Genomic DNA, 23,429 nt, shown 5'->3' on the forward strand with positions numbered 1-23,429 from the left:
ACAGGTAGACGGATACAAATCCGAAGTACAAGGTTATGACATCACAAATACAAAAGTAGGCGAAACAAAAGTAGAAGGAACGAAGACATGGAAAGACGATAACGCAACAGATCGTCCGACAATGATCAAAGTAGACCTTTTACAAAATGGTAAAGTAGTAGATACAAAAGAAGTAACAGCAGCAACAGAATGGAAGTACACATTTGAAAAACTCCAAGCATACGATGCAAACGGAGCAGCGTACAAGTATGAAGTGAAAGAACAGCCAGTACCAGGATATGAATCCAAAGTAAGTGGTACTGACATCACAAATACAAAAGTAGGCAAAACAAAAGTAGAAGGAACGAAAACATGGAAAGACGATAACGCGAAAGATCGTCCGAAAATGATCAAAGTTGATCTACTGCAAAATGGAAAAGTAATCGCAACAAAAGAAGTGAGCGCAGCGGGCGAATGGAAATATGCGTTTACAGACTTAGCGGCATACGATGCCGAAGGCAATGCGTACAAGTATGAAGTAAAAGAACAACCAGTAGATGGATATAAATCTGAAGTAAAAGGTTATGACATTACAAATACAAAGGCTGGTAAAACAAAAGTAGAAGGAACGAAAACATGGAAGGACGACAATGCAAAGGATCGTCCGGAAATGATCAAGGTCGACCTACTACAAAATGGTCAAGTAGTTGCGACGCAAGAAGTGAGCGCAGCAAGTGAATGGAAATATGCGTTTACAGATTTAGCGGCATACGATGCCGAAGGTAAGGCATATAAGTATGAAGTAAAAGAACAACCGGTAGATGGATATAAATCAGAAGTAAAAGGTTATGATATTACGAATACAAAAATCAAGGAAGATCCAAAAGGTCCGAGCGTAGATCCAAAAGACCCGAGCACAGATCCAAAAGATCCAAGTACAGATTCAAAAGTTCCACCTACTAAAGAAAATACTAAGACATCAGTATGGCTTCCTAACACAGGTGGAACATCAATGGAGATGATTTCATATATTGTAGGAATGTTGTTGGTGGCTTTAGGTGGATTCGTATTTGTTCGTCAACGAATGAGATAAAAAGACTGGTTATGGTACAAAAAATCTATCAAACTTGGACATACTGATACTATAAATTTAGAAAGACTAGAGATTATGTATATCTAAGCCAAGCAATTTCAATGGAAACTATTATCAACTAGGAATAATCTTAATCATTAGTGACTTAGTAGAAATAATAGGGGAAAATAGAATGATTATTGCTTATGTAGTGATTATAATCTGGATTTATCATTATGATTCAGAATTAAATCATCTATATGAAAGTAAATGGGTAATAAATGTATTTATAACGTACCGTTGATTCAAAAGGAAATACAATTGATGTTTATTCAGGCAGAATAAAAAATCAAAAGGCCGTAAAGCGCTTTGTATAAAACGCTTTACGGCCTTTTCTTATTTTAAACTCTTGTGTTATAACAGTTTTGTGGTATGGGAAAGTGTATGAAAGACTTTAGTCTAACTTTTAGGTTTGGAATGAAATTACCGTTTTTTTCACAGAAGACTACTTGTTTGTAAACTAATACTTCATGGTTCTAGGATGTACCTAAAAAGATGAATAAGAGTTTTCTTTTTCGAGAGTAGATATAGGAAGGTTTATATTAACTGTTGTTCCTTTTCCTACTTCACTTTCAATAAGTATCTTTCCTTGGTGCTTCTCAATAATTTTATAACAGATCATTAATCCTAAACCGATACCATTTTCTTTGAGACTATAAAATGGTTCTCCTAGGTAAGGTATGCGTTCCTGTTCAATTCCACATCCATAATCAGTAATTCGAATGTTTACCTGGTTTTGATCAGGCACATATTCGATTTGAATCAAGATTTCCCCCCCCATTGAAGTTGCCTCAATTGCATTTTTTAAGATATTTATAAAAGCTTGCTTTAATTGATTCCCTTCACAAAGTATGAATGAAGTATCAGATGTAAACTTAGTTGTAATTTGTATGCAATTCATTATTGCTTGAGGTTCAAGTAACATTACAACTTGCTTCATTAATACATTCAGGTCATTAGTTTTAATTTCTAATGCCTCAGGTTTTGCTAATGTCATAAATTCATTAGTAATACTATCTATACGTTCAACCTCTGATAACACTATATCTATATACTGCTCAGTGCTCTTATTTTCCATTGATTTTAATAACTGCATGAATCCTTTCATTGCTGTTAAAGGATTTTTAATTTCATGAGCAATTGCAGTGGATAATTGACCTACTACAGCAAGTTTCTCCGATTTTCGTAATAATTCCTCTGTTTTTAGCCGTTCGGTGATGTCTCGAGAGATACTCAAGAAAACTTTTTTGCCATTCAAGTTAAACACACGAACAGAAAATTCAATTGTCATGGTATTTCCTTTAGGAAATACAAATTCATCTTGTAATGTGAAAGCGGTTTGTCCTTCTCTAATTTTTTCTATTACTCCTTGGATCATTGGAGAATCTGGCGGAGCGTTACTAGAAAATGGCATTGAAAGAAACTCTTCTCTACTATATCCAAATCTTTTACACGCAACAGGATTTACTTCGATAAAGTGAGTTGGAAATTGATCCTCATTCAGTGCCACTACATATACTGCATCAGTTGCTTGTTCGATAAGTGCACGGTATTTCATTTCACTGTCACTTAATTGCTGGTGTAATTGATGCAGTTCTCTTTCTGCTTGTTTCCTTTCAGAAATGTCTCTACAAATTCCTGATAAAGCAATGACATTCCCCCTAACATCTAGAATAGGTGAAATCGTCAAGCTTACATCAATAAGAGTTTTATCTTTTCTTTGTCTAACTGTTTCTAACCCATTAATAACCAGGTCTTTTATATTGTTGTTTTTAATGTTGTTTATATATTCCAAAGTTTGATTCATTAAAAAATCAGGTACGCAAGGTAACTTTTTTTCTAAGGATTCTTTTTCTGACCAACCAAAAATCTTCTCATAGGCTTGATTCGCTTGCAACATATGTCCATCTAAATCAAATATAGTGATAGCATCTGCGTTATGATTAATAAATGATTCCAGCCGTTCTTTCGTTACCTTCAGTTCATTTTCTGCATTTTTTCTTTTCGTTATATCAACAGTAGAACCAACCACTTCAACAATTGTTCCTTCTCTTTTAACAGGCCTAAGAGAGAAAAGTATAATAGTCTCATCATTTGGCCAAGGTAGTTCGAAAGTTATTTCTTCACCATTCCATGCCTGTTGATAATATTTGAGTAGTTGGGGAACTAAATAGAATGGAATAATGGAAGAATCTATCTCACGTAAACTTTTCCCTACAATTTGTTCAGAATGAAAACCATGTTGATAAAATAACTGTCCATCACATAATGTATGAATAAAATGCTCATTCACTTTTTTGAATTTAAAAATACCTCCTTGCAGTTCATGAACAGTATCTCTTAATTCTTGCTTTGATTCTAGTAAGGTTTTATTCGCTTTAGCTAAATTTTCTGTTAAATTATATAATTTTTGATAGGATTCCAAAAGGAAAACACCAATCAAGAGTCCACAAGATATAAATATTATTTCTTGAATGTCAAGAAGTATAAGTGATATAGAAGGAAAAAGAAATCCAAATACCAAAGGGATTATAGCTAGATAAACAGCTAGATAAATAAAGACGCTTTTAAAAGGATGGATGTTTTTAAGATATGTTTTAAATATAGTATATATAGTAGTTAGCCCTAAAGCAGCTATCAAAGTTGGTCCCCAATCACCACCTAGGTAGAAAATACGTATAAATAAAATAAACATTAGTGTAATCCAGCCGGCTGTACGGCCAAAATAAATAAATGAAAGTATAAGAGGAACCACCCGAAGGTCATAATACCACCCCATGTAATTAAAATTAAAAATCATCAAAATAGCCGCTATGATACCTGCACATATGCCCCCAAATAAATGGATTGATTTAGACTCCATTTTCCTTATAAATACATGGATAAAAATGGATGAACTAACTAGGAAAGAAAAGATAGATAGATTAATGAAGAATCCTGTGACCTGCATGCCATATTCCCCCCTTTTTTTCATGTATTCGACAAAAAAGCGTAAAAATCCTACAAATTGCACCATAATTAGACTTATTATTCTAAAGAATAAATCTGTTTTAGGAGGAGAGAAATGAGTAGTGATAAAAATTTAGCTCCTTTTTACCAGGATTATCAATTGGGTGTGTTGGGTAACAATATTTATATAATTTTCAGCACAAAAAGTTTCTATTCCAGAGAAAATCACATTCCAGATTTGTTTGTAATCGATTTTTAATGAATCGTTAATATATTTGGTATCGAATGAGATTATGTTTGTTATTCGGGATTTTAAGTAGCCTAAATGAAATTTCGAAAAAAAGAGTTTGAGAATGATTTTTTTAAGGTTGTTGCATATATTTTATTAAGTATTGAAATTTTTAAAGGTTCTTTTGGCAGAGTTAGTGAGGATTGTGAAGAAACATAGTCTAATTGTAAAAATATACAAAAACAAAAAGCATGTAAGGATGAGTTGTAAGCGTACTATTGGAAAGGAAGTGGGGAAATCATGATACATCGATATGAAATTGATTTTTCTGTGATGTATGATGGCAAGGTAACAGACTTACAATCAGCAATTATTCCAGCACATTCTTTAGAAGAAGCAAACAAGAAATTACAATCGGAAGTAAAGCGGAGGTTAGGGAAATGTCGTGTCAAAATTAATCATACAAGTTTACTTGTTTCAGAGGATAGTCGATACACAATTGGATGAAATGAGGAGAGGAGTTTTCTGTCAGAAAACGATAAAAATTTATTTGGTGCTACCCTTAGTTGACAAATAGCTCAAAAAAAGAACCAAATTAATAGGTTCTTTTTTTGATGTTGATTATTTTTGTTCTAAAATACGTTCAACCTCATCTATGCCTAATTTACTGGCTTTAGCAATCGTTTCAAGTGGTACACCGAGTTCATGCATACCTTTAATCATCTGTATTTTCCCTTGCTGAACCCCTTCTTGAATTCCTTCTTTTTTCCCCTCATTACGAGCATGAGCAAACTTTGCAGCCTCATCCATTAAGGTCCTTTCTCTTGCCTCATATGCTTGACGGAAAGGAGAATCCTGACTCATACGTTCCCACTTATTCATTGCTTTTTGTAAAATCGGATCTTGGTTCATGGCAATGTCCTCCAATGTTTGCGATGTGATTAGCTTTTTGAGTCAGCTATAAAATCAGATATTATTTTTTCGATATCGAAAGGAGTAATACCTTTATCCAAAGAGAAAATGCTTTCTGCTTCCTCGATGTCTTGAACGAGTTCACCTCTAGCTTCAAGGTGTAATCGGAACAAGTCATATAAATTCGGTTTAACCAAATTAGTTAAAGCCTTTCCAACTAGTATCATACCTTTTTGATTAGCCTCGATGGTATTATAATAGGTAAGATCTCTTGTAAGAGACAAATCAGCCCAAATCAATTTTCGCTCTTTTAAATCTAAGATAACTGGAATAGAGATTTGTGTGTCGGCAGTAATATCCACTTTATCTTGAACAGTAGAAGGTTCAAATACTTCACCTGAACCAGGGTATTGACGAACCATCCAACCAGAAAAGCATTCTGGTAAATCTTTATACGGTCGGTCTGTGTAAGAATTCAAAGACATGACTACGTAGCGTCCACCATATTCCAGCACAGACGGAATATCGAAATCAATGAATTCAGATGCCCCCTTTGGTGCAGAAGTAATATCTCCGCTATGATAGGCCTTAAATTCTTTTGAACGTAAGTTTGTGAAGGAGACATGTTCTTTGTATTGCCAATCTTCGTCATACATTACAGCAGACAAATCAATGTCCACGCACCCTGTATGTCGTCCATTCACATAGCCTTCTTTCCACCATAGGAAAAAACGAATCGTATCTCCTTCTGGCAAATCTACTTTACTTCCTCGAGATAATGTGCGAAGTGATTTGCTGGCTGAACGTTGAGAGAAGGGAACCAAGTAATTTTTTAACTGTTCATCCAAAAACGTTTTTCCAAGACTTGGAAGTTCTGCGAAGCGATTTTTTAAAGCATCTTCACACATTTTTACAATCATTAAACAAATATCCTCTGGGATAAGTGGAAGTGTATTTTCAATACCTATAGCTTTTGCTACATTTCCCTTTGGAAAAAAGGTACAAAGTTCGTTGTTATCATTTCGATGCTTAAAATGAGCCATGACTTGAAGTAATACAGGAGTAGAAACATTCCCTATTACACTTAGAAACTCTTCGAGAATATTGAAAACATCTGTTGGCTCATCGCTACATAAACGAACTAAATGATCCAAGCGTCTGGCAAATTCTCCTGGGCGAGTTTTTAAAAGATTTTTCGCTGTCATTTATAGATGCGGGTATTTCTCATCGCACAATGATTAAAAATCTGTAAATGGAACGATAATGCGGGGATTTTATTAATTTGCTATAACTTTACTACGAGAAAAATCGCCCTAATATTATTTATAGTGGTAAGTGTGACAATATAGAAACGACCTTAAGAGCCACTATTCACAAGCTCAAAACCATTATTAAAAGACTTTCCAGTAGCCCTTTTTTGAGGGCTATTTTTGTTAAAGGAATCTTTAGCACACTACAAAAAGATAGTTCAATTAGGCATGATTGATGTAAATGGGGTACAAACAACGTACTAACATAAAACCCACGTTAAGGGTTACTTGTACCGTAACAATACTGTACGTTTTTGTTACAATTCTTTGTTTGAAGCGTATGAAAAACACCTTTTGTTAGCAAAAATTGAATTTATCTTTTAACAAAATCAATTGCTTGCTTAAAATTTGTATTGTCAATCTTAAAAGCTATAGCGTGAGTTTTATCTGTACTTTTTGCTATCATAATTTCAAGATCTTCTTCACTCTACACAAAGAAGGTTTCTTTTGATCCATCTTCAGACTTTACAATCATATGAGATCTCATCGCATCTTTATTTGTTGTTTTGAAAACATCGTTTTTGCTTAGTTTTTTAATTCAATTGCTGTATTAAGCTAACGGGTGCGTTAGTTAAAGAAGTAATCTAAGATACAGGCTTTATTATAGGTAACTAATTGATCTTATATATGTTTAACGAAACGGCAAGCTTATGGTTCTTTTTGTTTGCGACAAACTTATGCTTCTTTTAAGTATGACAATTGGTGTTTGGTCAGAATTTAACTAGTAATTCTATTCTTATAGGGATAAATTCACAAGAAATTCCTAAAGGTAAAATCAATGGTGTTTCCCACATAATCAAAAGCTCAATACAAGTACTGTCCATTTACTTTGATATATGTTTCAAGAGCTGGTCAAAAATCAATGTTTATTATTACCCAGTTCTTAATCTTAGAACTTTTAACTTTCTACTTTATCCTTCACATTTTTAAGATAATTAGTTCCCCATTGACACATGAATTCTAGAAAGGGCACTAGACTCGCTCCTAGTTCTGTAAGTGAATATTCTACTTTAGGTGGTACTTGAGCATAAACTTTTCGATGAATAAGTCCATGATTTTCCATTTCACGAAGTTGTTCAGTTAACATTTTTTGCGTAACGTTTGGAAGCGATTTTTTTAATTCATTGAATCTCATAGTTTTATCCGTTAGATGCCAAATGATTAACGGTTTCCACTTTCCCCCTATTAATTTTAAGGTAACTTCTACCGGATCATTTTTTTTTATGTTCACTGTTTTTTCTCCATTTCTTAATTGTTTTCATCAATAGTTTCCTAATGGGTACTATGCCACTTTATAGTGCGTACTTATATTAAAAATTACTATACATTATAATTACTTTAGCAAACCTACAACAGTTTTTAGCAAGTTGATCATGGATATTAACATGGTGTGTCATATGGAAAGCAATGAATCAAATTGAACGTAAATAAAACTTATAAAATAGAGAGAGGAATTGATAAAATGAAAGCTCTAGTTGTTGAAAAATTTGGAGAAAATGCTGAAATCGTACTTGAAACAAGAGATAAACCAACCCCAAATCAAGGAGAGGCTTTAATTAGGGTATACGCTGCAGCATTAAATCCTCTTGATTTAACAGTTAAATCAGGTTATTTACCATTTGCTAAAAATCCTCCACTTATTCTCGGAAATGAAGGAGCAGGAGTTGTAGAATATTCGTCAAAGTTTCCTAAAGGATCAAAAGTAATTATTCAAGGTGGAGAGCTAGGTATTAGCAAAGACGGTACACACCAAGAACTGATGGTTGTACCTGAAAACCAATTAATTCCTCTTCCAAAGAACTTTAGCTTTGAAGAAGGAGCTGCTTTATCAGTTGCTTATTTAACTGCTTATTTAGCGTTAACTTATTCTGGTGAAATCAAAAAAGATGAGTGGGTTGCAGTAGCAGGTGCAACAGGATCTGTTGGCTATGCAGCACTTCAACTTGCTAAAGCATTAGGTGCTAAACCAATTGCTATCGTGTCATCGGATGAAAAAGCAAAACAAGCTTCAACGGCTCAACCAGAAGCGATTATTAATCTCTCACAAGAAGAAGTTGTCGAAGGCATTGCTCGTATCACAAATGGTCAGGGTATTAATGTGGCACTTGATCCGGTAGGTGGTAATAGAACAAGTCTGCTCCTTCAATCCCTAGCACAAGCTGGTCGTCTTGTAAGTATTGGGTATGCGGCTGGTATGGAAACAACCATCAATCTGATGGATCTTTTAGCGAAAGCGACAAGGATTATTGGATTCAGTATTTACGCCATCCCTGAAGAGGTTATTCAATCAGCACTCCAAAATATTATTCAGTTAGCTGAAGAAGGAAAAATTCGTCCAGTTATTGATTCAACATTCCCTCTAGAACAATGGAGGCAAGCATTCTCACGTCTTACTTCACGAAAAGCAATTGGAAAAATCATTTTTACAATCTGAGTAAGTAAAAGGATGTATGCAATATACATTTCTAGTCAACATAAACACTCTTATCAGCAATTAAAAAAGCCTGAGATTTCATAGAATCGAAGGCTTTTTTAATGCAATGTTCTTTAGGCTGATCTTCACCTAACGCCCTTGTTAGGTGAAGAAGACATTTCTTTACATCCAGAGAAGTGTAACTTACCTTCTAAAGGCCCCCTACAGGCAAGATTTATCAATCAGGATTCTTATTTATAATCCCTTAGGCAGCCTTCTCTGCTTTAAATATCCATTGTTGAAAAATTGGTTGATAATTTGGTATCATCCACCCCAAAATTTTGCCGATAAAATAGGCGGCAATTATTGTACCGATTCCGATTGAGCCTAATGATTGAATGAAAATTACACAGATTGCACCAGCCACACAAATATTTATTAAATCGCTTAAAATTTTTGCTTTACCGAATTTCAAATTAAACTTTTCACTAATTGCATAAGTTAACGCATCGTACGGCATTAATGGAAGTTTCGCTGTTGTATAGCCCATTAAACCGACCGCTATAACAAATAAACTAACAATTAAATATACAATTCGAGCAAAGATGGTTTCAGGTGTAGGGAAAAGTTGTACAATAAAGAGCGTTGCATCCATGAAGAATCCAAATAAAAACGAAATGATAAATTGACCTGCAAGTTCATTTAACTCCATTCGTTTACTTAATATTACTTGAATAATAATATATAATACATTTGCAAGCGCCATTGTCACACCAACCGATAAACCAAGCGTTAGCGTACTTGCATATGCTAATGAGGACACAGGCGATACCCCAAATCCTGCTTGAATCGACAGGCTAATGCCAATCGACATAATAAATAACCCGAGCACGTACAAGATGATACGCTTCGAGGTTCTGTTCCAATGATTCATAATATCTCTCACTTCCTACTTAATTATTATTAATATAAACACTATAGGTATAGAATTAAGTATAACGTCAAATTCAAGATATGAAAAATATATATATGATAAACTAATCATATCAAAAAACATATAATGGAGAGATGAAATCGATTTTCGACAATTATATTACTTTAAAGAAATTGTGAAACAAGGCAGTATTTCTAAAGCAGCAGAAGTGCTCCATATCGCGCAGCCGCCGCTTAGTCAGTTGTTAAAAAAGCTTGAAAATGATCTTGGCACAACTTTAATTCATCGATATCGTCAAAAATGGGAGCTTACAGAAACAGGTGAAATACTATACCAATATGCCAATCAAATGCTATTGCAAATTCCAGATGTAAAGCAGCGAATTCAAGAAATTGAACAAGGTATAGGAGGAACAATAAGTATCGATGTATCGTCTATATGTTCGAATATAATTGTAATCCTTTACAATCTTTTGATAATTTTAACATTAAATAATTATTTTCATTTTTTCTTTAATGGAGAATATAGGTTATTTACTAAATGATAAACCTAAATGCTTATGGCTTTTTACATTAGAGTTTATCGGATTTAATTCTAAATATTTTAATTTCAGTAAAGTTCTTATAAACAAAAAAAACGACCCAAACCTGAGTCGTCTTAAAACTTATCTATTAATCAACCGATTCCGAAACTGCTTCGGTGATTCATTCGTATACTTCTTAAATACCCAACTAAAATAATTCGAATCATTAAAACATATCTCTGCCAAACTGGAAAAATTATCTTTCAAATCACAATCTAAATTATTTAAGAGTTGTTTCTCACTGATTTTAAAATATCCCCAGTAATTCCTAAAAATAATAATGGTAAACGTTACGTCATTACTAAATGAAGGCAATATCAGGATATTGCATATGAACAAGACTAAGCATATAACCAGAAATATGGTAATGTGATTTTTAATCTTGCTCATAAATGGCAGAATATCCGCCTTTAGCTAATTTTTACAATTGGTTTGATTACCAAGCCTTTTTTAGAATCTTCAAATGCCGTATTTATATCAGTAAAGTCATAGAATTTCACTAATTTATCAAATGGAAACAACCCTATTTTATAATATTCAATTAATTCAGGAATAAACACTTGAGGTACTGCATCTCCTTCAACGACTCCAACCATTGTTTTTCCTTCTACCATAATATCATCATTAACATTAATATTCATCTCAGGTGTTATTCCAACAATCGCTAATTGACCAAGCGGACGAAGTGCTCGAAGACCTTGACGAACCACAATTGGTACACCTGTAGTGTCAACACCATAATGTGCACCGCCATTCGTAATTTCTTTAATCTTTTCTATTACATCCTCATTACTACTGTTAATAACATGTGTTGCTCCCAATTCTTTTGCAACCTCTAAACGACTATCATGGATATCTACAGCAATGATATTTTTACATCCTGTTATTTTAGCTGCCATGATTGCACTTAAACCTACTGCACCAGTACCATAAACAGCAATGGAAGATCCAAATTTCGGTTTTAGTCGATTTAATACTGTTCCACTACCTGTTTGAATCCCACATCCTAAAGGTCCTAACAAAGCTAAATCAACATCCTTATCCACTTTTACAACATTTCTCTCATTTGCCACGGCATACGTACTAAAAGAAGATTGTCCAAAGAATGTAGAAAGTTCGGTATCATGTTGAAATAAACGATGCGTCCCATCTTCCATTTTACCGCTAAAATTTAATTCATTTAACTTGAAACAAACAGTTGGATGGCCTGTCAAGCAGTTTTCACAATGTCCGCAAGAAGAAAAAGATAAAACAACATGATCTCCTGGCTGAACCGTTTTAACACCTTCTCCTACTTTTTCAACGATTCCAGACCCCTCATGTCCTAATACAGCTGGATATGGTATCATTCCCTGATCACGAGCAAATGCATCTGTATGACATACACCAGAAGCAACTATTTTAATTAAGACCTCATTTGCTTTTGGCTCAGATAATTCCACCTCTTCAATTTTGAATTCTTCTTCCTTACTATGAGTAACAGCTGCTTTAATTTTCATATGATGTTCATCTCCTAAATTTCATAATTTAGCCACAAATTTTTTTAAGGCATTAAAACCTAACATTTATGGTACTTTTAGTAATGGATTAACATTTTCCGTTTACTCGGCGGCGGTTGCGAAATATCCTTGCTGCACAGCTTGTTTCACTCACTCCACTAGCGGAGTGCCGGGAACGGCAGTACGCATTTCATCAACGACTTGTTCTGGTTTTTAGTATAACCCGAGCACGCCAAGATGAAACGCTTCAAGGTTCTGTTCCAATGATTCATAATATCTCTCGCTTCCTAGTTAATATTATTAATATAAACACTATAGCTACAGGATTAAATATAACGCCAAATTCAAGATATGAAAAATATATATATGATAAACTAATCATATCAAAAAACATATAATGGAGAGATGAAATGGATTTTCGACAATTACATTACTTTAAAGAAATTGTGAAACAAGGAAGTATTTCTAAAGCAGCAGAAGTGCTCCATATCGCGCAGCCGCCGCTTAGTCAGTTGTTAAAAAAACTTGAAAATGATCTTGGCACAACTTTAATTCATCGATATCGTCAAAAATGGGAGCTTACAGAATCAGGTGAAATACTATACCAATATGCCAATCAAATGCTAATGCAAATTCAAGATGTAAAGCAGCAAATTCAAGAAATTGAACAAGGTATAGGAGGAACAGTAAGTATCGGTGTATCGTCTACATGTTCGAATATGCTCATTGACTATGTAAGTACGTTTAGAACACAATACCCAAATGTTAAAATAAATATAGTAACAGGAAATTCAGAAGAATTATTAAAAAGACTAGAACAAAGAGAAATTGATGTTGCCTTACTTTTACGATTGGGCAATAGTGCAGAATATGAGATGAAAATATTAAAAAAACAACCAACAGCTGTGATTATCCCAACAAGTTGGGCAACATCGTTTTCATCACAGCATGTGACGATTGAACAGATTGCGCATTTCCCATTCATTATGCTAGGAGCAATGGAAGGGCTCTCCTTCAATGAAGACCTCTTCAAAGCGTTTGATGAACATCAAGTCAAGCCAAATATCATTATCGAGTGTAAAGATATAAGGATGGTGGTAGCACTTGTTAGTAGAGGACTAGGATTATCTGTTATTCCAAGAATGGAGTACACATCATCATTTTTAGAACATACAACGCTTTTTGAATTGAAACAATTTGATTTTCATCTAGAGCCTGTAATAGTAAAATTAAAAGACCAAATAATTTCCAAAGTAGCATCTCAATTTTGGGAAATGGTTGATTAGGAGATGTGAACAAAGCAAAGATAGCCTTCAATCAAGTAATATAGACATCGTCCGAAAAATGTAGGTGAGTTTTAATTTTTAACTTAATGAGCAAGTTGTTTTACTAGAAAGTGCGCATCTTGTTCTGTTATTCCGATTGATATTATGCCGTTTCAAAAAATAACATATGATATTTTTTACTCATCAGTTAGTAAACGAGTGTTATCATTTTTCGCAGAAATGATAGCACTTTTTTCTTTTTGTTAATTGCTTCTTTTTCATTCTTGCTCAGATAAAAATCGATGGTATTTTCTTCAGAATCCAAGGCACGATACAGGTACATCCATTGACCTTTGACGTTTACAAATAAACATAGAGAAAAAATTTTGTTTTGGGGTATTTTCTTTTCTTAGCTTGATGGCGATGGAGGGACCCCCTTCACTGATTAAAGTTTCACTTTATAAATGAATAAATACTGTGTTTTATGAGGGAGCTGTTAAAGGGGTATCCTTTTTTTGTGTCAATTTTAAAAACGTATTTCACTATCTTAAATAGTTTTGAACAAAATTTCATAACTATATTTACAATTGTTCAAACCGGAGTTAGAATGAAGTTGTTAAAAGATATGAGGAGTGAAGAAAATGAACATTGCAAAGTTAATTGATCATACAGTTTTGAAACCAGATACTAAGAAAGAAGATGTTATGAAAGTTTTAGAAGAAGCAAAGAAATATAATTTCGCTTCTGTTTGTATTAATCCTACATGGGTAAAATTAGCTGCAGAAGAATTAACAGGCCATGATGTTGATGTTTGTACAGTTATTGGATTCCCCTTAGGTGCAAATACAACTGAGACAAAAGTATTTGAAACGAAAGATGCTATCGTAAAAGGTGCAACTGAAGTTGATATGGTAATCAACGTAGGTGCTTTAAAAGATGGCGACAACGAATTCGTTGAAAAAGACATTTATGAAGTAGTACAAGCAGCAAAAGGAAAAGCTCTTGTAAAAGTAATCATTGAAACTTGCCTTCTAACAGATGAAGAAAAAGTTCGTGCTTGTGAATTATCAGTAAAAGCTGGCGCTGATTTCGTAAAAACTTCAACTGGATTCTCAACTGGCGGAGCAACTGCTGAAGATATCGCATTAATGCGTAAAACAGTAGGACCAAACGTTGGTGTAAAAGCATCTGGTGGTGTTCGTATACGTGAAGATGCAGACAAAATGATTGAAGCTGGAGCTTCTAGAATTGGCGCAAGTGCAAGTGTTGCAATCGTATTAGATGACAAAAATGGCATTTCAGATAATTACTAATCAATAAAAGCTAGAAAGAAATTGGGGGAAACCAGTTTTTTTTCCTAATTGTGAAAACGAATACATTTTAATAAAGAAATAAATTGTACAGATTACTCGATATGTGAAACGAATAAGAATTTTAGTTGGATTATAGTTCTTGATGGTTGAGTAAATTAAAAAAATAGAAATGGAGAGATTATAATATGACAACAGCTCATAATACCGCGAAAGTTGGAGAAATTGCAAAAACAGTTTTAATGCCAGGAGATCCGCTACGTGCGAAATATATTGCGGAAACATATCTAGAAAATCCAGTGCAGTTTAATAGTGTACGTAACATGTTTGGTTATACAGGAACTTATAAAGGAAAACAAATATCTGTAATGGGATCAGGTATGGGGATGGCAAGTATTGGAATCTACTCATACGAACTATATAAATTTTATGATGTAGAAAATATTATCCGTGTTGGTAGTGCAGGAGCTTATACAGAAGAACTAAACATACATGATATTGTGCTTGTAGATAGTGCATGGAGTGAATCAACATTTGCAAAGGCTCAAGCAGGAGTAAATGGTGATATTCAGCTTCCTAGTGAGTTATTAACGCAGAAAATTGAAGATACTGCAAATCGCATTCATTCTCCTATTGTTAGAGGTAGAATTCATTCAAGTGATGTATTTTATCATGAAACTAATGTTCCAAATCATGTTGATTTTTATAATGAACATAATTGTATTTGTACAGAAATGGAAAGCTATGCATTATTCCATACTGCAAGAATATTAGGAAAACAAGCGGCGTGTATACTAACTATCTCAGATTCTTTAGTAACCCATGAGCAAATTAGTGCTGAAGCAAGGCAAACATCATTCGATAAAATGATGAAAATTGCATTAGAGGCTTGTTTGTAAAGTGTACAAATATGAAATGTCAATAGATCCAAGAGTATGTATTGGCATTTCTATTTTGAAAATAGGAGCTTTTTTGAGTACCGCCACATACCCATCAAGCTAATATTTGTAGTATCCACATATCCATCAACTTAAGAAAAATAAATGCACCAAAAATGAAAAAAAGAGCTGAATTCTCAGAGTAACTATCTGTAGAAAAGGAACATTTTCATTTAGGGGATATATGAAAAACTTAGCTGGATAGTGGTGTGGCGGGACCTCTATAATGAGTGGGCGATTTTTTTGTAACAAAAAAGAAAAATCCCAGAGGTAAGTTGTTTTTGGTTGTTTATGAGAACGTTTCCTTTTCAAACATCATAAGAAGGAAAGAATAAAAATCGATACAACTGTGCACAAGGGAGCCTCACATATGAAACAACAGGTGTAGAAATTACTGAAACTATCCTTCTACAAAAGGATCAATTGGTAGTTAAAGGCCAGACAATCATGAATCAGGGAGACAATTTCCTGAACAACAAGAAAAGAGGAATATAGCAATGTCTACCATTAATGAAAATGTGAGCATGAAGAAAACTCAGGAATATAGTGCTAAGAAAGCAGTACCCGTTATCTTACTGTTATTTCTATTATGTTTGGTAATTGACAATTCGTTTAAGATTATTTCTGTTGACATGGCAAAGGATTTTCACATTTCAGTGACAACAGTTAGCTGGCAAGCAACCCTAGCAGGACTTGTAATTGGAATTGGGGCAGTGGTTTACGCAACTTTAGCGGATTCTGTTAGTATCAGAAAACTTTTTAGCATCGGTATTATTTTAATATGTGCTGGTTCAGCCATGGGGTATATTTTTCAACACTCGTTTTTACTAGTTGTTATCTCACGAATTATCCAAACTGCCGGTCTAGCATCAGCTGAAACCTTATACGTGATATTTGTAACAAAACATTTACCTGCAAATGAACAAAAGAAATTCTTAGGATTAAGTACAAGCGGTTTTGCTCTTTCACAGCTTATAGGTGCATTAACCGGAGGTTATGTTTCAACATATTTCCATTGGACAACTCTGTTTTTACTTTCTTTTGTAACACTTTTCACCCTTCCTTTTATTTTAAAGTATCTTCCTAAGGAAGAAGTGAAAAACAGTAGTGTAGATGTATTAGGATTAGTTCTAGTTGGAGCCATTTCAGCATCCTTACTACTATATATTACCGATTTCAATTGGATTTACCTTCTGTTGTTTATTGTTGCAATTACCTTATTCCTTACTTATATCAGCAAGAACTCAAAAGCTTTTATCGGAATATCATTCTTTCAAAATAAACAGTTTATTTCATTGCTTGGAGTTGCTTTTATAATTTACTCTGTACAGTTAGCATATGTTTTCTTATTTCCATTCTTGCTGGAAAAGGTTTATGGTTTGAAGCTAGATACCATTTCACTATTATTGATTCCAGGCTATATAGCAGCTACTATAATCGGGGCTCTTTCTGGAAAAGTTGCGAAGGTTTTGGGAAGCAAGCAATGTATTACAATCGCTATGTCGAGCATTATAGTCAGCTTACTATTAGGCGGATTCTTTGTAAAAACTTCTGTTGTTGTATTCATAATATCCATGATTTTATTCTCTAGTTCATTTGCATTCATGTATGCACCATTACTTGATTCTTGCATTTGTACAATTGAGAAAGAAAAAACAGGAACAGCAATCGGATTTTATAATTTAACACTTAGTGTCGCTATGTCAATCGGAATTGCCTATACAGCCGCAATGATGGACCATTCTGCAATGAGAACAAATTTACTAGGGCTTATAAGCAATCCAGATGCTTCTATGTTTAGTAACATCCTATTCATTCTCGCACTAATTACCCTGTTTAGTTTATCTATATACTGGGTATTAGTAGGACGAAAAGCGACAAAATAGATGTATAAAAATCTTTAAATGATTTTTTCATGTTAGAACTCCATATCCCATTGCTATCAAGCTAAGCATTGGTGAAAAAAGTATACGCAGCTATTGATGCTTATACAATTAAGCCTGCCAAATCATTAGGTCTTGATAGTAAAACTGGTTCAATCGAGCTAGGAAAATCAGCTAAAGCTAATCTATTTTGTTTAGTGCATGGAGAAACTATCTAATTGAAAAAAGAGAGTGCCTTTTGGGAAAAGGGACTCTCTTTTCGTGTTTATTTTATAGAAGAGAAGTTAGAGAAACGAGATCAGTTATTGCTTGAAAACATTAGAGATATGCAGAATTAATATCAGAAACAAAAATGGAAAGGCTTTTTCGGTTTGTTTAAAAATTAGATGTGGGTGCTATTCTTTGTAAGGTTCTAAGGTGGGTGTTTTTGCCCATCCCTCCGAAAAGTAGGAATAAGGGTAATAAGACAAACCATTATTTTAGTAAGGTGGCAAAAAATGTCGAAAAATAGCTGGAATTGTCAAATTTTATTGCTGTACGACCTGTTTGATGTTAAGTTCGTAGTAGTAAGAAAAAAAGGAAATGGGTTCGTTCCATTCCCATATCCTACCTTTCGTAATTATTTAGTATGAATAAGGATGGAGATTTCTTTCTTCGGTTATGTATTATATTTATCAAACTATAGGAAGATTTACGAGAACTTATTTCTTAATTTTCGAAAAATTAAACCGACAGGAAATCGAAATTAATTACATTCATTCAGCGAAAGGACTTTAATGGAACTAATTGAAAAGGGAAGGATTATTTATATGCAGAAAGGGAATTATTATATGTTTCAAAAACCGATGAAAGTACTTGCGACATCTGCTATTTTGACTACTACATTATTTTCACCTATCATGACAAATGGCTTGATTGTTCATGCTGAAACGATTGCTGCACAGACTACAAACCAATATGAACAGAGGGAGTTTGATCTTCCAGCTACAGGGAGTTATGGGGATGAAGCAAAAAGAGAAAGAAGAAGTAATCAAAAAACCTATATGCCAACAGGAATTTATGTAAAACCGAATGAACAAGTTACAATTGAAGTATCGGGAACACAAAAGATTAGAGCGATTATTGGGACGCATCAATATGATAAAGAATGGGGAAAAGAAGTTAATCTTTCTCCAGGTTCTAATACCATCTCCTCTCCAAACGGTGGTTTAATAGGATTTGATAACCCTCAAGATACAGGAACAGTTAAGGTGAAAGTAACACAAGGCGGAAGCCCTGTTCCATTCTTTGAACTGGGGAAGCATACGAAAGAAGACTGGATTGCGATGATGAACAAGTATCCAGATGCACATGCGGTACAATTGAAATCAGAAAAAGCAGTACTTACTGTTACGCAGGATAGTGCCAAGAAATATATTGTGAATCAAGATCCTGTTCCTCTATTAAAAAAATATGATGAAATGATTCGAGCACAAGATAAGATATCAGGGTTATCGGAAAAAGACCCTAATCCTTTACATTGTTCGACTCGTCGCATTTGGGCTTTTGTAGAAAATCCTAACAAACCAGACTGGGGTATGTATGCAAGTTTGGATGGAGCTGCATTTACTACTGCTGGTAACGCAATCGAAAGTGCTTTAAATGTAAATAAATTTGGATGGGGACAAATGCATGAAGCAGGACACGCAAGACAACAATATCCATGGACGTGGAATCATGATTTGAGAGGAATGACTGAAGTTACAGTTAACTTATACTCTTTAGCTGCACAAAAGCAATTATTCCCGAATCAACCAACACGTTTAGAAAAAGAGGGGGATTATGATAGAGCCTTTCAATACTTAAAACAAACAGATAAAGATTATAAAAATATTGACGACTTGTTCGTGAAGCTTGTGATGATTTGGCAACTTCAATTAGCATATGGTGATGATTTTTATCCAAATCTTCACAAACTATACCGTGAATTACCAGAAGATCAACTTCCAAAAACGGATGAAGAGAAAATACAAGCATTTATTTATAATACATCGAAAGTAGCGAAGCAAAATTTACTACCATTTTTTGATCAATGGGGTCTGAAAGCATCGCAAGAAACGCGGCAAAAAATAGAGGCTTTGAACTATCCAATATTAATCGCTCCTATTTGGGAAGCAACTGATTCTAAGCCTGTTAAAGCGAATGTGCTCAAATTAGGTGGCCGAGTATGGGAAGATAGTAACCAAAATGGTATTCAAGATCAAAGTGAAAAAGGAATGGAAGGCGTTCGTGTTCAACTGTTAAATAAAGATGGGAATGGATTAAAAGAAGTAAAAACAGATAAAGAAGGCCACTATTTGTTTGATGGATTAATAGAAAACACATATCGTGTACAAGTAGAGAAGCTTACCGGGTATATATTCATGCCAAAACAAAGTGGGCAAGATGTAACAGTTGACTCTAATGTAAGTGAGACTGGGGTAACAGATGCTATTACTCTTTTACATGATGATTTAACAATTGATGCGGGAGTAAATAGAAATACATTTAAGGATGTCCCACAAGGACACTGGGCATTTAATGCGATTCATGATTTAGCGAATAAAGGAATTATTGCAGGTTATGGGAATGGAATATTTGGTATGGGTGATAATGTAACACGTGAACAAGTAGCGGCATTAATTTACCGTACTTTGCATATAGAAAAACAAGATAAATATGAAAATCCATACGGAGATATCGATCAAAATTCAACAATGTTTCCTGAGGAAATACTAGCTTTAACTAAGCTAGGGATTTTCCAAGGCGATGATCAAGGAAACTTTAGACCGAAAGCTACATTAACACGTGCAGAAATGGCTCAAGTTATTACGAAAGCTTTTAGATTGAATGTGAAGGCTCCACATAATTTCAACGATGTTCCAGCGAATTCATGGGCAACAGATGCAATTAGTGCCGTACAATCGAACCATATTGCAGCAGGTATTGGTGAAGGGAAATTTGCTCCGGATATGAAAGTTACACGGGAACAGTATGCACAGTTTTTATATAATGCAATTTTAAATGGGCGATCTCATCAATAATAAGAAAATAAAGTTAAGTATCATAGTATAAGTTTATATTACTACCTTTAAAATAATTATATCTTTATATTTAGAAAGGAACAAAAAATGAAAAAAATCACATCAACACTATGTATAGCTGGAATGACTTTAACTATTTTAGGAGTAGCCCCTCAAAGTAGCTATGCTCATCTCGATCAAATTGATTTAACTGAGACTGATCCTATCACTGCACGATGGTCTGCAGAAGCTCCGTATCATTCTGATAAAAGTACACATTTATGGATTGCAAAACAAGCTATTGAAATTATGAAAACAGAATCTAATGTTGAAGCAAATAAGCAAGCTGTGGAGTTCTTAAATTATCCGCAATATAAAGATCTATTTTCTAAAGGATTATATGATGCAGATTATAATGCAGAGTTTAACGATGGTGGAACGGGAATAGGCGGCGTTTTTAAAGGCGGATGGAAATCCCATTTTTATGATCCTGATACTAAAGAAAATTACAGAGGAGAAACAGATCCAACCGCTCTTACACAAGGCAAGAAATACTTTTATGAATCTGGAGAACATTTACGAAATAAAGACTATGAAAAAGCTTTCTATTACTTAGGGGTAGCCACGCACTACTTTACAGATGCGACACAACCTATGCATGCAGCTAATTTTACCGCAATTGATACGAGAGCTATAAAATATCATAGCTACTTTGAAAATTATGTTACAACCATTCAAAATCAATTTGCAGTCAATACTGGAGGGAATTATAATGACTCTCTATCTACACCTGAAGAATGGATTGATTATGCAGCCCAATTAGCTAAACCTGAAATCCAAAATATTGCTAATGATAAAACATTTGAGTATTACAATAGCGGTAAGGCGCAATTGTGGCAAGAAATGGTTACCCCAGCTGTGCAGCGAAGCTTAGGAGAAGCTCAGCGTAATACAGCAGGTTTCTTAAATCTTTGGTTTAAGACGTTTGCTAAAAATGTGCAAGCTCCAAGTATAGAGACTGCATTAATCTATGATATAGCAGGAAACGTCATAGAAGCAGGGAAAAGCTATTATATCGTACCAAGTGAATCACCTTATCAAGGGCTAGCATTTGAATGGTATGCAGTAAACCGTTACGATTATGTTTTACTTGCAAATAAAGAGAACAATGCTTTATCTGGTACACCTATAGAATTTGAGTTCTACAAAGAAAATGATGCAAAGCTACACCATGGGGAGAGTATATATCTTCGCATGAAGCACTCGAATTATGATCAATTTCAATATTTAAATTGGTCTAATTATTCCAGTTGGATTCACCTTGCTCAAAAATCTGATAGTTTAGCCGACTTTAAAATTCAAATTAACCCGGATAATCCTACAGAATATAATATTTTTACAGATGGCTATCCATTAAATTATGAGAATATAAATGCAGAGAAAAGTTGGATTGTACTAGGTGAAAAAACACAAAAACCTAGCTCATGGAAGTTTGTACCTTTCAGATAACCTAAAAAGAAACACACTCGTTCCTAATCAGAACGAGTGTGTTTTTTATTCGGCACTCTACTACTAGATGGTAAATCCATTGACCACGGCAAGAACAAAGCTGTTCCTCATTAGGTAAACGATGTTCAATCGTTTCAACCGTAAGGTTTTGGACAGACTAATCCCTATGACCGTCTTTCCTTTTACGACGATAGGTGATTGTTTCAACTGCTGGTTCAGGGGTTTCAGAATCATTTTCTTTCTCAGCCTCATTAAACAGTTCTAAAGCGAGTTGATTATTAGGTGTTTTTCACTAGATGTACCATAAATCGATAAAAAATTATTTGGTGCTACCCTTAGTTGACAAATAGCTCAAAAAAAGAACCCAATTAATAGGTTCTTTTTTTGATGCTGATTATTTTTGTTCTAAAATACGTTCAACCTCATCTATGCCTAATTTACTGGCTTTAGCAATCGTTTCAAGTGGTACACCAAGTTCATGCATACCTTTAATCATCTGTATTTTCCCTTGCTGAACCCCTTCTTGAATTCCTTCTTGAATTCCTTCTTTTTTCCCCTCATTACGAGCATGAGCAAACTTTGCAGCCTCATCCATTAAGGCCTTTTCTCTTGCCTCATATGCTTGACGGAAAGAAGAATCCTGACTCATACGTTCCCACTTATTCATTGCTTTTTGTAAAATCGGATCTTGGTTCATGGCAATGTCCTCCAATGTTTGTGTGAGATGTTCATCTTCATTCGCTGGTAATAATAATAACCAACGAACAAACGAATCTTCCCACGGATTGACTTTCTCTTCGCGCCATTGCTGTAGTAACTTTGGAATCTCTACAATATGAACTTCTATATCGTCACTTAATAACTTTTGTTGTTGCTGATTCCAAAGGATTCCTGTTGTATGAAACGCTTCATATTCTGGAAACATCACAAAGTTTAACAAGTTAATCGTAATCGTTTTATGAAGTGAGCTATAAGGCATTCCTTTTTGCAATTGAGAGGTGTATAACCTTCCCCAATAATACAAGCTTCGTTTGATCATATCGTGATTGTTATTCAATTGTATTTCTACATTTACCTTTGTTCCTGTATTTAATGTAGCCGAAATATCTAAAATCGATAATTTATCTTCTTCATATTCTCGATGCAAATGTGGATCTTCTAATTGCAGGGAAACAATAGGTGATTCTAAAGAATCTTTTAATATGGCATTTAAAAAAGCAACTAAAATATCTTCATTCCCATTTGTGCCAAATAACTGCTTAAATGCAAAATCGATACGTAAATTTACTAATGAATTGGACATGGTTTTCCTCTTCCTGTTTCAGACTATATCTTTACCTTTATTGTACATAAAAACAAAGTCAACATGCAAACAATCCCCTAGGATTTATATAGGGGATGCATACAAATATACACAATAGATTATCGAAGACTATTTGGGGTCACCATATCATTTTGAGAAAATTGTACGCTAAGTAATTTATAAAAGTAACAAACCTTGATTTCATAGGGATATAAGTCTTTCCCTTAAATTTTCCGTACT

At 34.2% G+C, this 23,429-nt stretch carries 16 protein-coding genes and 6 pseudogenes; 13 read left to right on the forward strand and 9 right to left on the reverse strand.

Features of this window, described 5'->3' with window-relative positions:
• Nucleotides 1-1,072 (forward strand): Cna B-type domain-containing protein (locus BAU28_RS19705; protein WP_208610974.1); only part of this gene is annotated, 1,072 nt, incomplete at its 5' end.
• 526 nt (nucleotides 1,073-1,598) lie between these two features.
• Here the strand turns inward: BAU28_RS19705 and BAU28_RS19710 are convergent.
• Entirely contained in the window at nucleotides 1,599-4,061 is a 2,463-nt protein-coding gene (locus BAU28_RS19710) for a PAS domain S-box protein (protein ID WP_071719654.1), read from the reverse strand.
• A 114-nt stretch (nucleotides 4,062-4,175) separates the two neighbouring features.
• Between BAU28_RS19710 and BAU28_RS30480 the strand changes: the two genes are divergently transcribed.
• Both BAU28_RS30480 and BAU28_RS19720 read left to right on the forward strand, forming a co-directional pair.
• Nucleotides 4,176-4,319 carry a hypothetical protein gene (locus BAU28_RS30480; RefSeq protein ID WP_165615174.1) on the forward strand — a complete coding sequence of 48 codons (144 nt, stop codon included), beginning with the start codon at nucleotides 4,176-4,178 and terminating at the stop codon, nucleotides 4,317-4,319.
• 270 nt (nucleotides 4,320-4,589) lie between these two features.
• Nucleotides 4,590-4,796 (forward strand): hypothetical protein, encoded by a 207-nt coding sequence (locus tag BAU28_RS19720; RefSeq protein ID WP_071719655.1) that lies wholly within the window; start codon nucleotides 4,590-4,592, stop codon nucleotides 4,794-4,796.
• Nucleotides 4,797-4,910: 114 nt separating this feature from the next.
• Here the strand turns inward: BAU28_RS19720 and BAU28_RS29345 are convergent.
• From BAU28_RS29345 to BAU28_RS19735, 3 genes and pseudogenes are all read right to left on the reverse strand, one after another.
• Nucleotides 4,911-5,225: pseudogene (locus tag BAU28_RS29345) on the reverse strand (Rpn family recombination-promoting nuclease/putative transposase); the annotation flags it as partial.
• A gap of 5 nt (nucleotides 5,226-5,230) precedes the next feature.
• Nucleotides 5,231-6,406, reverse strand: a pseudogene (locus tag BAU28_RS29935) (TerD family protein); the annotation flags it as partial.
• A 1,003-nt stretch (nucleotides 6,407-7,409) separates the two neighbouring features.
• Nucleotides 7,410-7,742, reverse strand: a complete 333-nt coding sequence (locus BAU28_RS19735) for a winged helix-turn-helix transcriptional regulator (RefSeq protein WP_071719657.1) — start codon at nucleotides 7,740-7,742, stop codon at nucleotides 7,410-7,412.
• Nucleotides 7,743-7,973: 231 nt separating this feature from the next.
• Here BAU28_RS19735 and BAU28_RS19740 point away from each other — a divergent pair, with 231 nt between their 5' ends.
• Nucleotides 7,974-8,945: a quinone oxidoreductase family protein gene (locus tag BAU28_RS19740; protein ID WP_083594839.1), complete on the forward strand. Its 972-nt coding sequence runs from the start codon at nucleotides 7,974-7,976 to the stop codon at nucleotides 8,943-8,945.
• Nucleotides 8,946-9,189: 244 nt separating this feature from the next.
• Here BAU28_RS19740 and BAU28_RS19745 read toward each other — a convergent pair whose 3' ends face one another.
• The gene (locus BAU28_RS19745; protein ID WP_071719658.1) at nucleotides 9,190-9,858 is read right to left on the reverse strand and encodes a YczE/YyaS/YitT family protein; all 669 of its coding nucleotides are present in this window, start codon (nucleotides 9,856-9,858) and stop codon (nucleotides 9,190-9,192) included.
• Nucleotides 9,859-9,997: 139 nt separating this feature from the next.
• On the opposite strand from BAU28_RS19745, the pseudogene BAU28_RS19750 reads away from it, so the two are divergent.
• Nucleotides 9,998-10,315 (forward strand): annotated as a pseudogene (locus tag BAU28_RS19750) (LysR family transcriptional regulator); the annotation flags it as partial.
• A 207-nt stretch (nucleotides 10,316-10,522) separates the two neighbouring features.
• Here the strand turns inward: BAU28_RS19750 and BAU28_RS29940 are convergent.
• Nucleotides 10,523-10,831 carry an AraC family transcriptional regulator gene (locus tag BAU28_RS29940; protein ID WP_071719659.1) on the reverse strand — a complete coding sequence of 103 codons (309 nt, stop codon included), beginning with the start codon at nucleotides 10,829-10,831 and terminating at the stop codon, nucleotides 10,523-10,525.
• A 20-nt stretch (nucleotides 10,832-10,851) separates the two neighbouring features.
• Complete coding sequence (locus BAU28_RS19760) at nucleotides 10,852-11,940, reverse strand: NAD(P)-dependent alcohol dehydrogenase (protein ID WP_071719660.1); 1,089 nt, start codon at nucleotides 11,938-11,940, stop codon at nucleotides 10,852-10,854.
• Nucleotides 11,941-12,350: 410 nt separating this feature from the next.
• Between BAU28_RS19760 and BAU28_RS19765 the strand changes: the two genes are divergently transcribed.
• A complete protein-coding gene (locus tag BAU28_RS19765; protein WP_071719661.1) occupies nucleotides 12,351-13,226 on the forward strand; it encodes a LysR family transcriptional regulator in 876 nt (291 codons plus the stop codon).
• A gap of 187 nt (nucleotides 13,227-13,413) precedes the next feature.
• On the opposite strand, the pseudogene BAU28_RS31330 reads toward BAU28_RS19765, so the two are convergent.
• Nucleotides 13,414-13,572: pseudogene (locus tag BAU28_RS31330) on the reverse strand (DDE-type integrase/transposase/recombinase); the annotation flags it as partial.
• Between the two features lie 274 nt (nucleotides 13,573-13,846).
• Between BAU28_RS31330 and deoC the strand changes: the two are divergent.
• From deoC to BAU28_RS19800, 7 genes and pseudogenes are all read left to right on the forward strand, one after another.
• The gene (deoC, locus tag BAU28_RS19775) at nucleotides 13,847-14,518 is read left to right on the forward strand and encodes a deoxyribose-phosphate aldolase (protein WP_071719662.1); all 672 of its coding nucleotides are present in this window, start codon (nucleotides 13,847-13,849) and stop codon (nucleotides 14,516-14,518) included.
• 185 nt (nucleotides 14,519-14,703) lie between these two features.
• Nucleotides 14,704-15,414: a purine-nucleoside phosphorylase gene (gene deoD, locus BAU28_RS19780; protein ID WP_071719663.1), complete on the forward strand. Its 711-nt coding sequence runs from the start codon at nucleotides 14,704-14,706 to the stop codon at nucleotides 15,412-15,414.
• A 536-nt stretch (nucleotides 15,415-15,950) separates the two neighbouring features.
• Nucleotides 15,951-17,339, forward strand: coding sequence for an MFS transporter (locus tag BAU28_RS19785; RefSeq protein ID WP_071719664.1), 1,389 nt, complete (start codon nucleotides 15,951-15,953; stop codon nucleotides 17,337-17,339).
• 80 nt (nucleotides 17,340-17,419) lie between these two features.
• Nucleotides 17,420-17,554, forward strand: a pseudogene (locus BAU28_RS19790) (amidohydrolase family protein); the annotation flags it as partial.
• A gap of 51 nt (nucleotides 17,555-17,605) precedes the next feature.
• Nucleotides 17,606-17,674 (forward strand): annotated as a pseudogene (locus BAU28_RS31680) (transcriptional regulator); the annotation flags it as partial.
• Nucleotides 17,675-18,112: 438 nt separating this feature from the next.
• Complete coding sequence (locus BAU28_RS19795; protein WP_338062016.1) at nucleotides 18,113-20,398, forward strand: M60 family metallopeptidase; 2,286 nt, start codon at nucleotides 18,113-18,115, stop codon at nucleotides 20,396-20,398.
• Between the two features lie 87 nt (nucleotides 20,399-20,485).
• Complete coding sequence (locus tag BAU28_RS19800; protein ID WP_071719665.1) at nucleotides 20,486-21,886, forward strand: zinc dependent phospholipase C family protein; 1,401 nt, start codon at nucleotides 20,486-20,488, stop codon at nucleotides 21,884-21,886.
• Between the two features lie 394 nt (nucleotides 21,887-22,280).
• On the opposite strand, the gene BAU28_RS19805 is transcribed toward BAU28_RS19800, so the two are convergent.
• Entirely contained in the window at nucleotides 22,281-23,189 is a 909-nt protein-coding gene (locus BAU28_RS19805) for an Rpn family recombination-promoting nuclease/putative transposase (RefSeq protein WP_071719666.1), read from the reverse strand.
• Nucleotides 23,190-23,429 lie beyond the last annotated feature (240 nt).

It is taken from the genome of Bacillus paramycoides (assembly GCF_001884235.1).
GTDB classification, from domain to species: Bacteria; Bacillota; Bacilli; order Bacillales; family Bacillaceae_G; genus Bacillus_A; species Bacillus_A paramycoides.

Excerpts from the sequence above, each read along its gene's own strand:
- BAU28_RS19710 (WP_071719654.1), bottom strand. The coding sequence starts at position 4,061 with ATGCAGGTCACAGGATTCTTCATTAATCTATCTATCTTTTCTTTCCTA.
- BAU28_RS30480 (WP_165615174.1), top strand. The coding sequence starts at position 4,176 with ATGAGTAGTGATAAAAATTTAGCTCCTTTTTACCAGGATTATCAATTG.
- BAU28_RS19720 (WP_071719655.1), top strand. The coding sequence starts at position 4,590 with ATGATACATCGATATGAAATTGATTTTTCTGTGATGTATGATGGCAAG.
- BAU28_RS19740 (WP_083594839.1), top strand. The coding sequence starts at position 7,974 with ATGAAAGCTCTAGTTGTTGAAAAATTTGGAGAAAATGCTGAAATCGTA.
- BAU28_RS19745 (WP_071719658.1), bottom strand. The coding sequence starts at position 9,858 with ATGAATCATTGGAACAGAACCTCGAAGCGTATCATCTTGTACGTGCTC.
- BAU28_RS29940 (WP_071719659.1), bottom strand. The coding sequence starts at position 10,831 with ATGAGCAAGATTAAAAATCACATTACCATATTTCTGGTTATATGCTTA.
- BAU28_RS19760 (WP_071719660.1), bottom strand. The coding sequence starts at position 11,940 with ATGAAAATTAAAGCAGCTGTTACTCATAGTAAGGAAGAAGAATTCAAA.
- BAU28_RS19765 (WP_071719661.1), top strand. The coding sequence starts at position 12,351 with ATGGATTTTCGACAATTACATTACTTTAAAGAAATTGTGAAACAAGGA.
- deoC (WP_071719662.1), top strand. The coding sequence starts at position 13,847 with ATGAACATTGCAAAGTTAATTGATCATACAGTTTTGAAACCAGATACT.
- deoD (WP_071719663.1), top strand. The coding sequence starts at position 14,704 with ATGACAACAGCTCATAATACCGCGAAAGTTGGAGAAATTGCAAAAACA.
- BAU28_RS19785 (WP_071719664.1), top strand. The coding sequence starts at position 15,951 with ATGTCTACCATTAATGAAAATGTGAGCATGAAGAAAACTCAGGAATAT.
- BAU28_RS19795 (WP_338062016.1), top strand. The coding sequence starts at position 18,113 with ATGGAACTAATTGAAAAGGGAAGGATTATTTATATGCAGAAAGGGAAT.
- BAU28_RS19800 (WP_071719665.1), top strand. The coding sequence starts at position 20,486 with ATGAAAAAAATCACATCAACACTATGTATAGCTGGAATGACTTTAACT.
- BAU28_RS19805 (WP_071719666.1), bottom strand. The coding sequence starts at position 23,189 with ATGTCCAATTCATTAGTAAATTTACGTATCGATTTTGCATTTAAGCAG.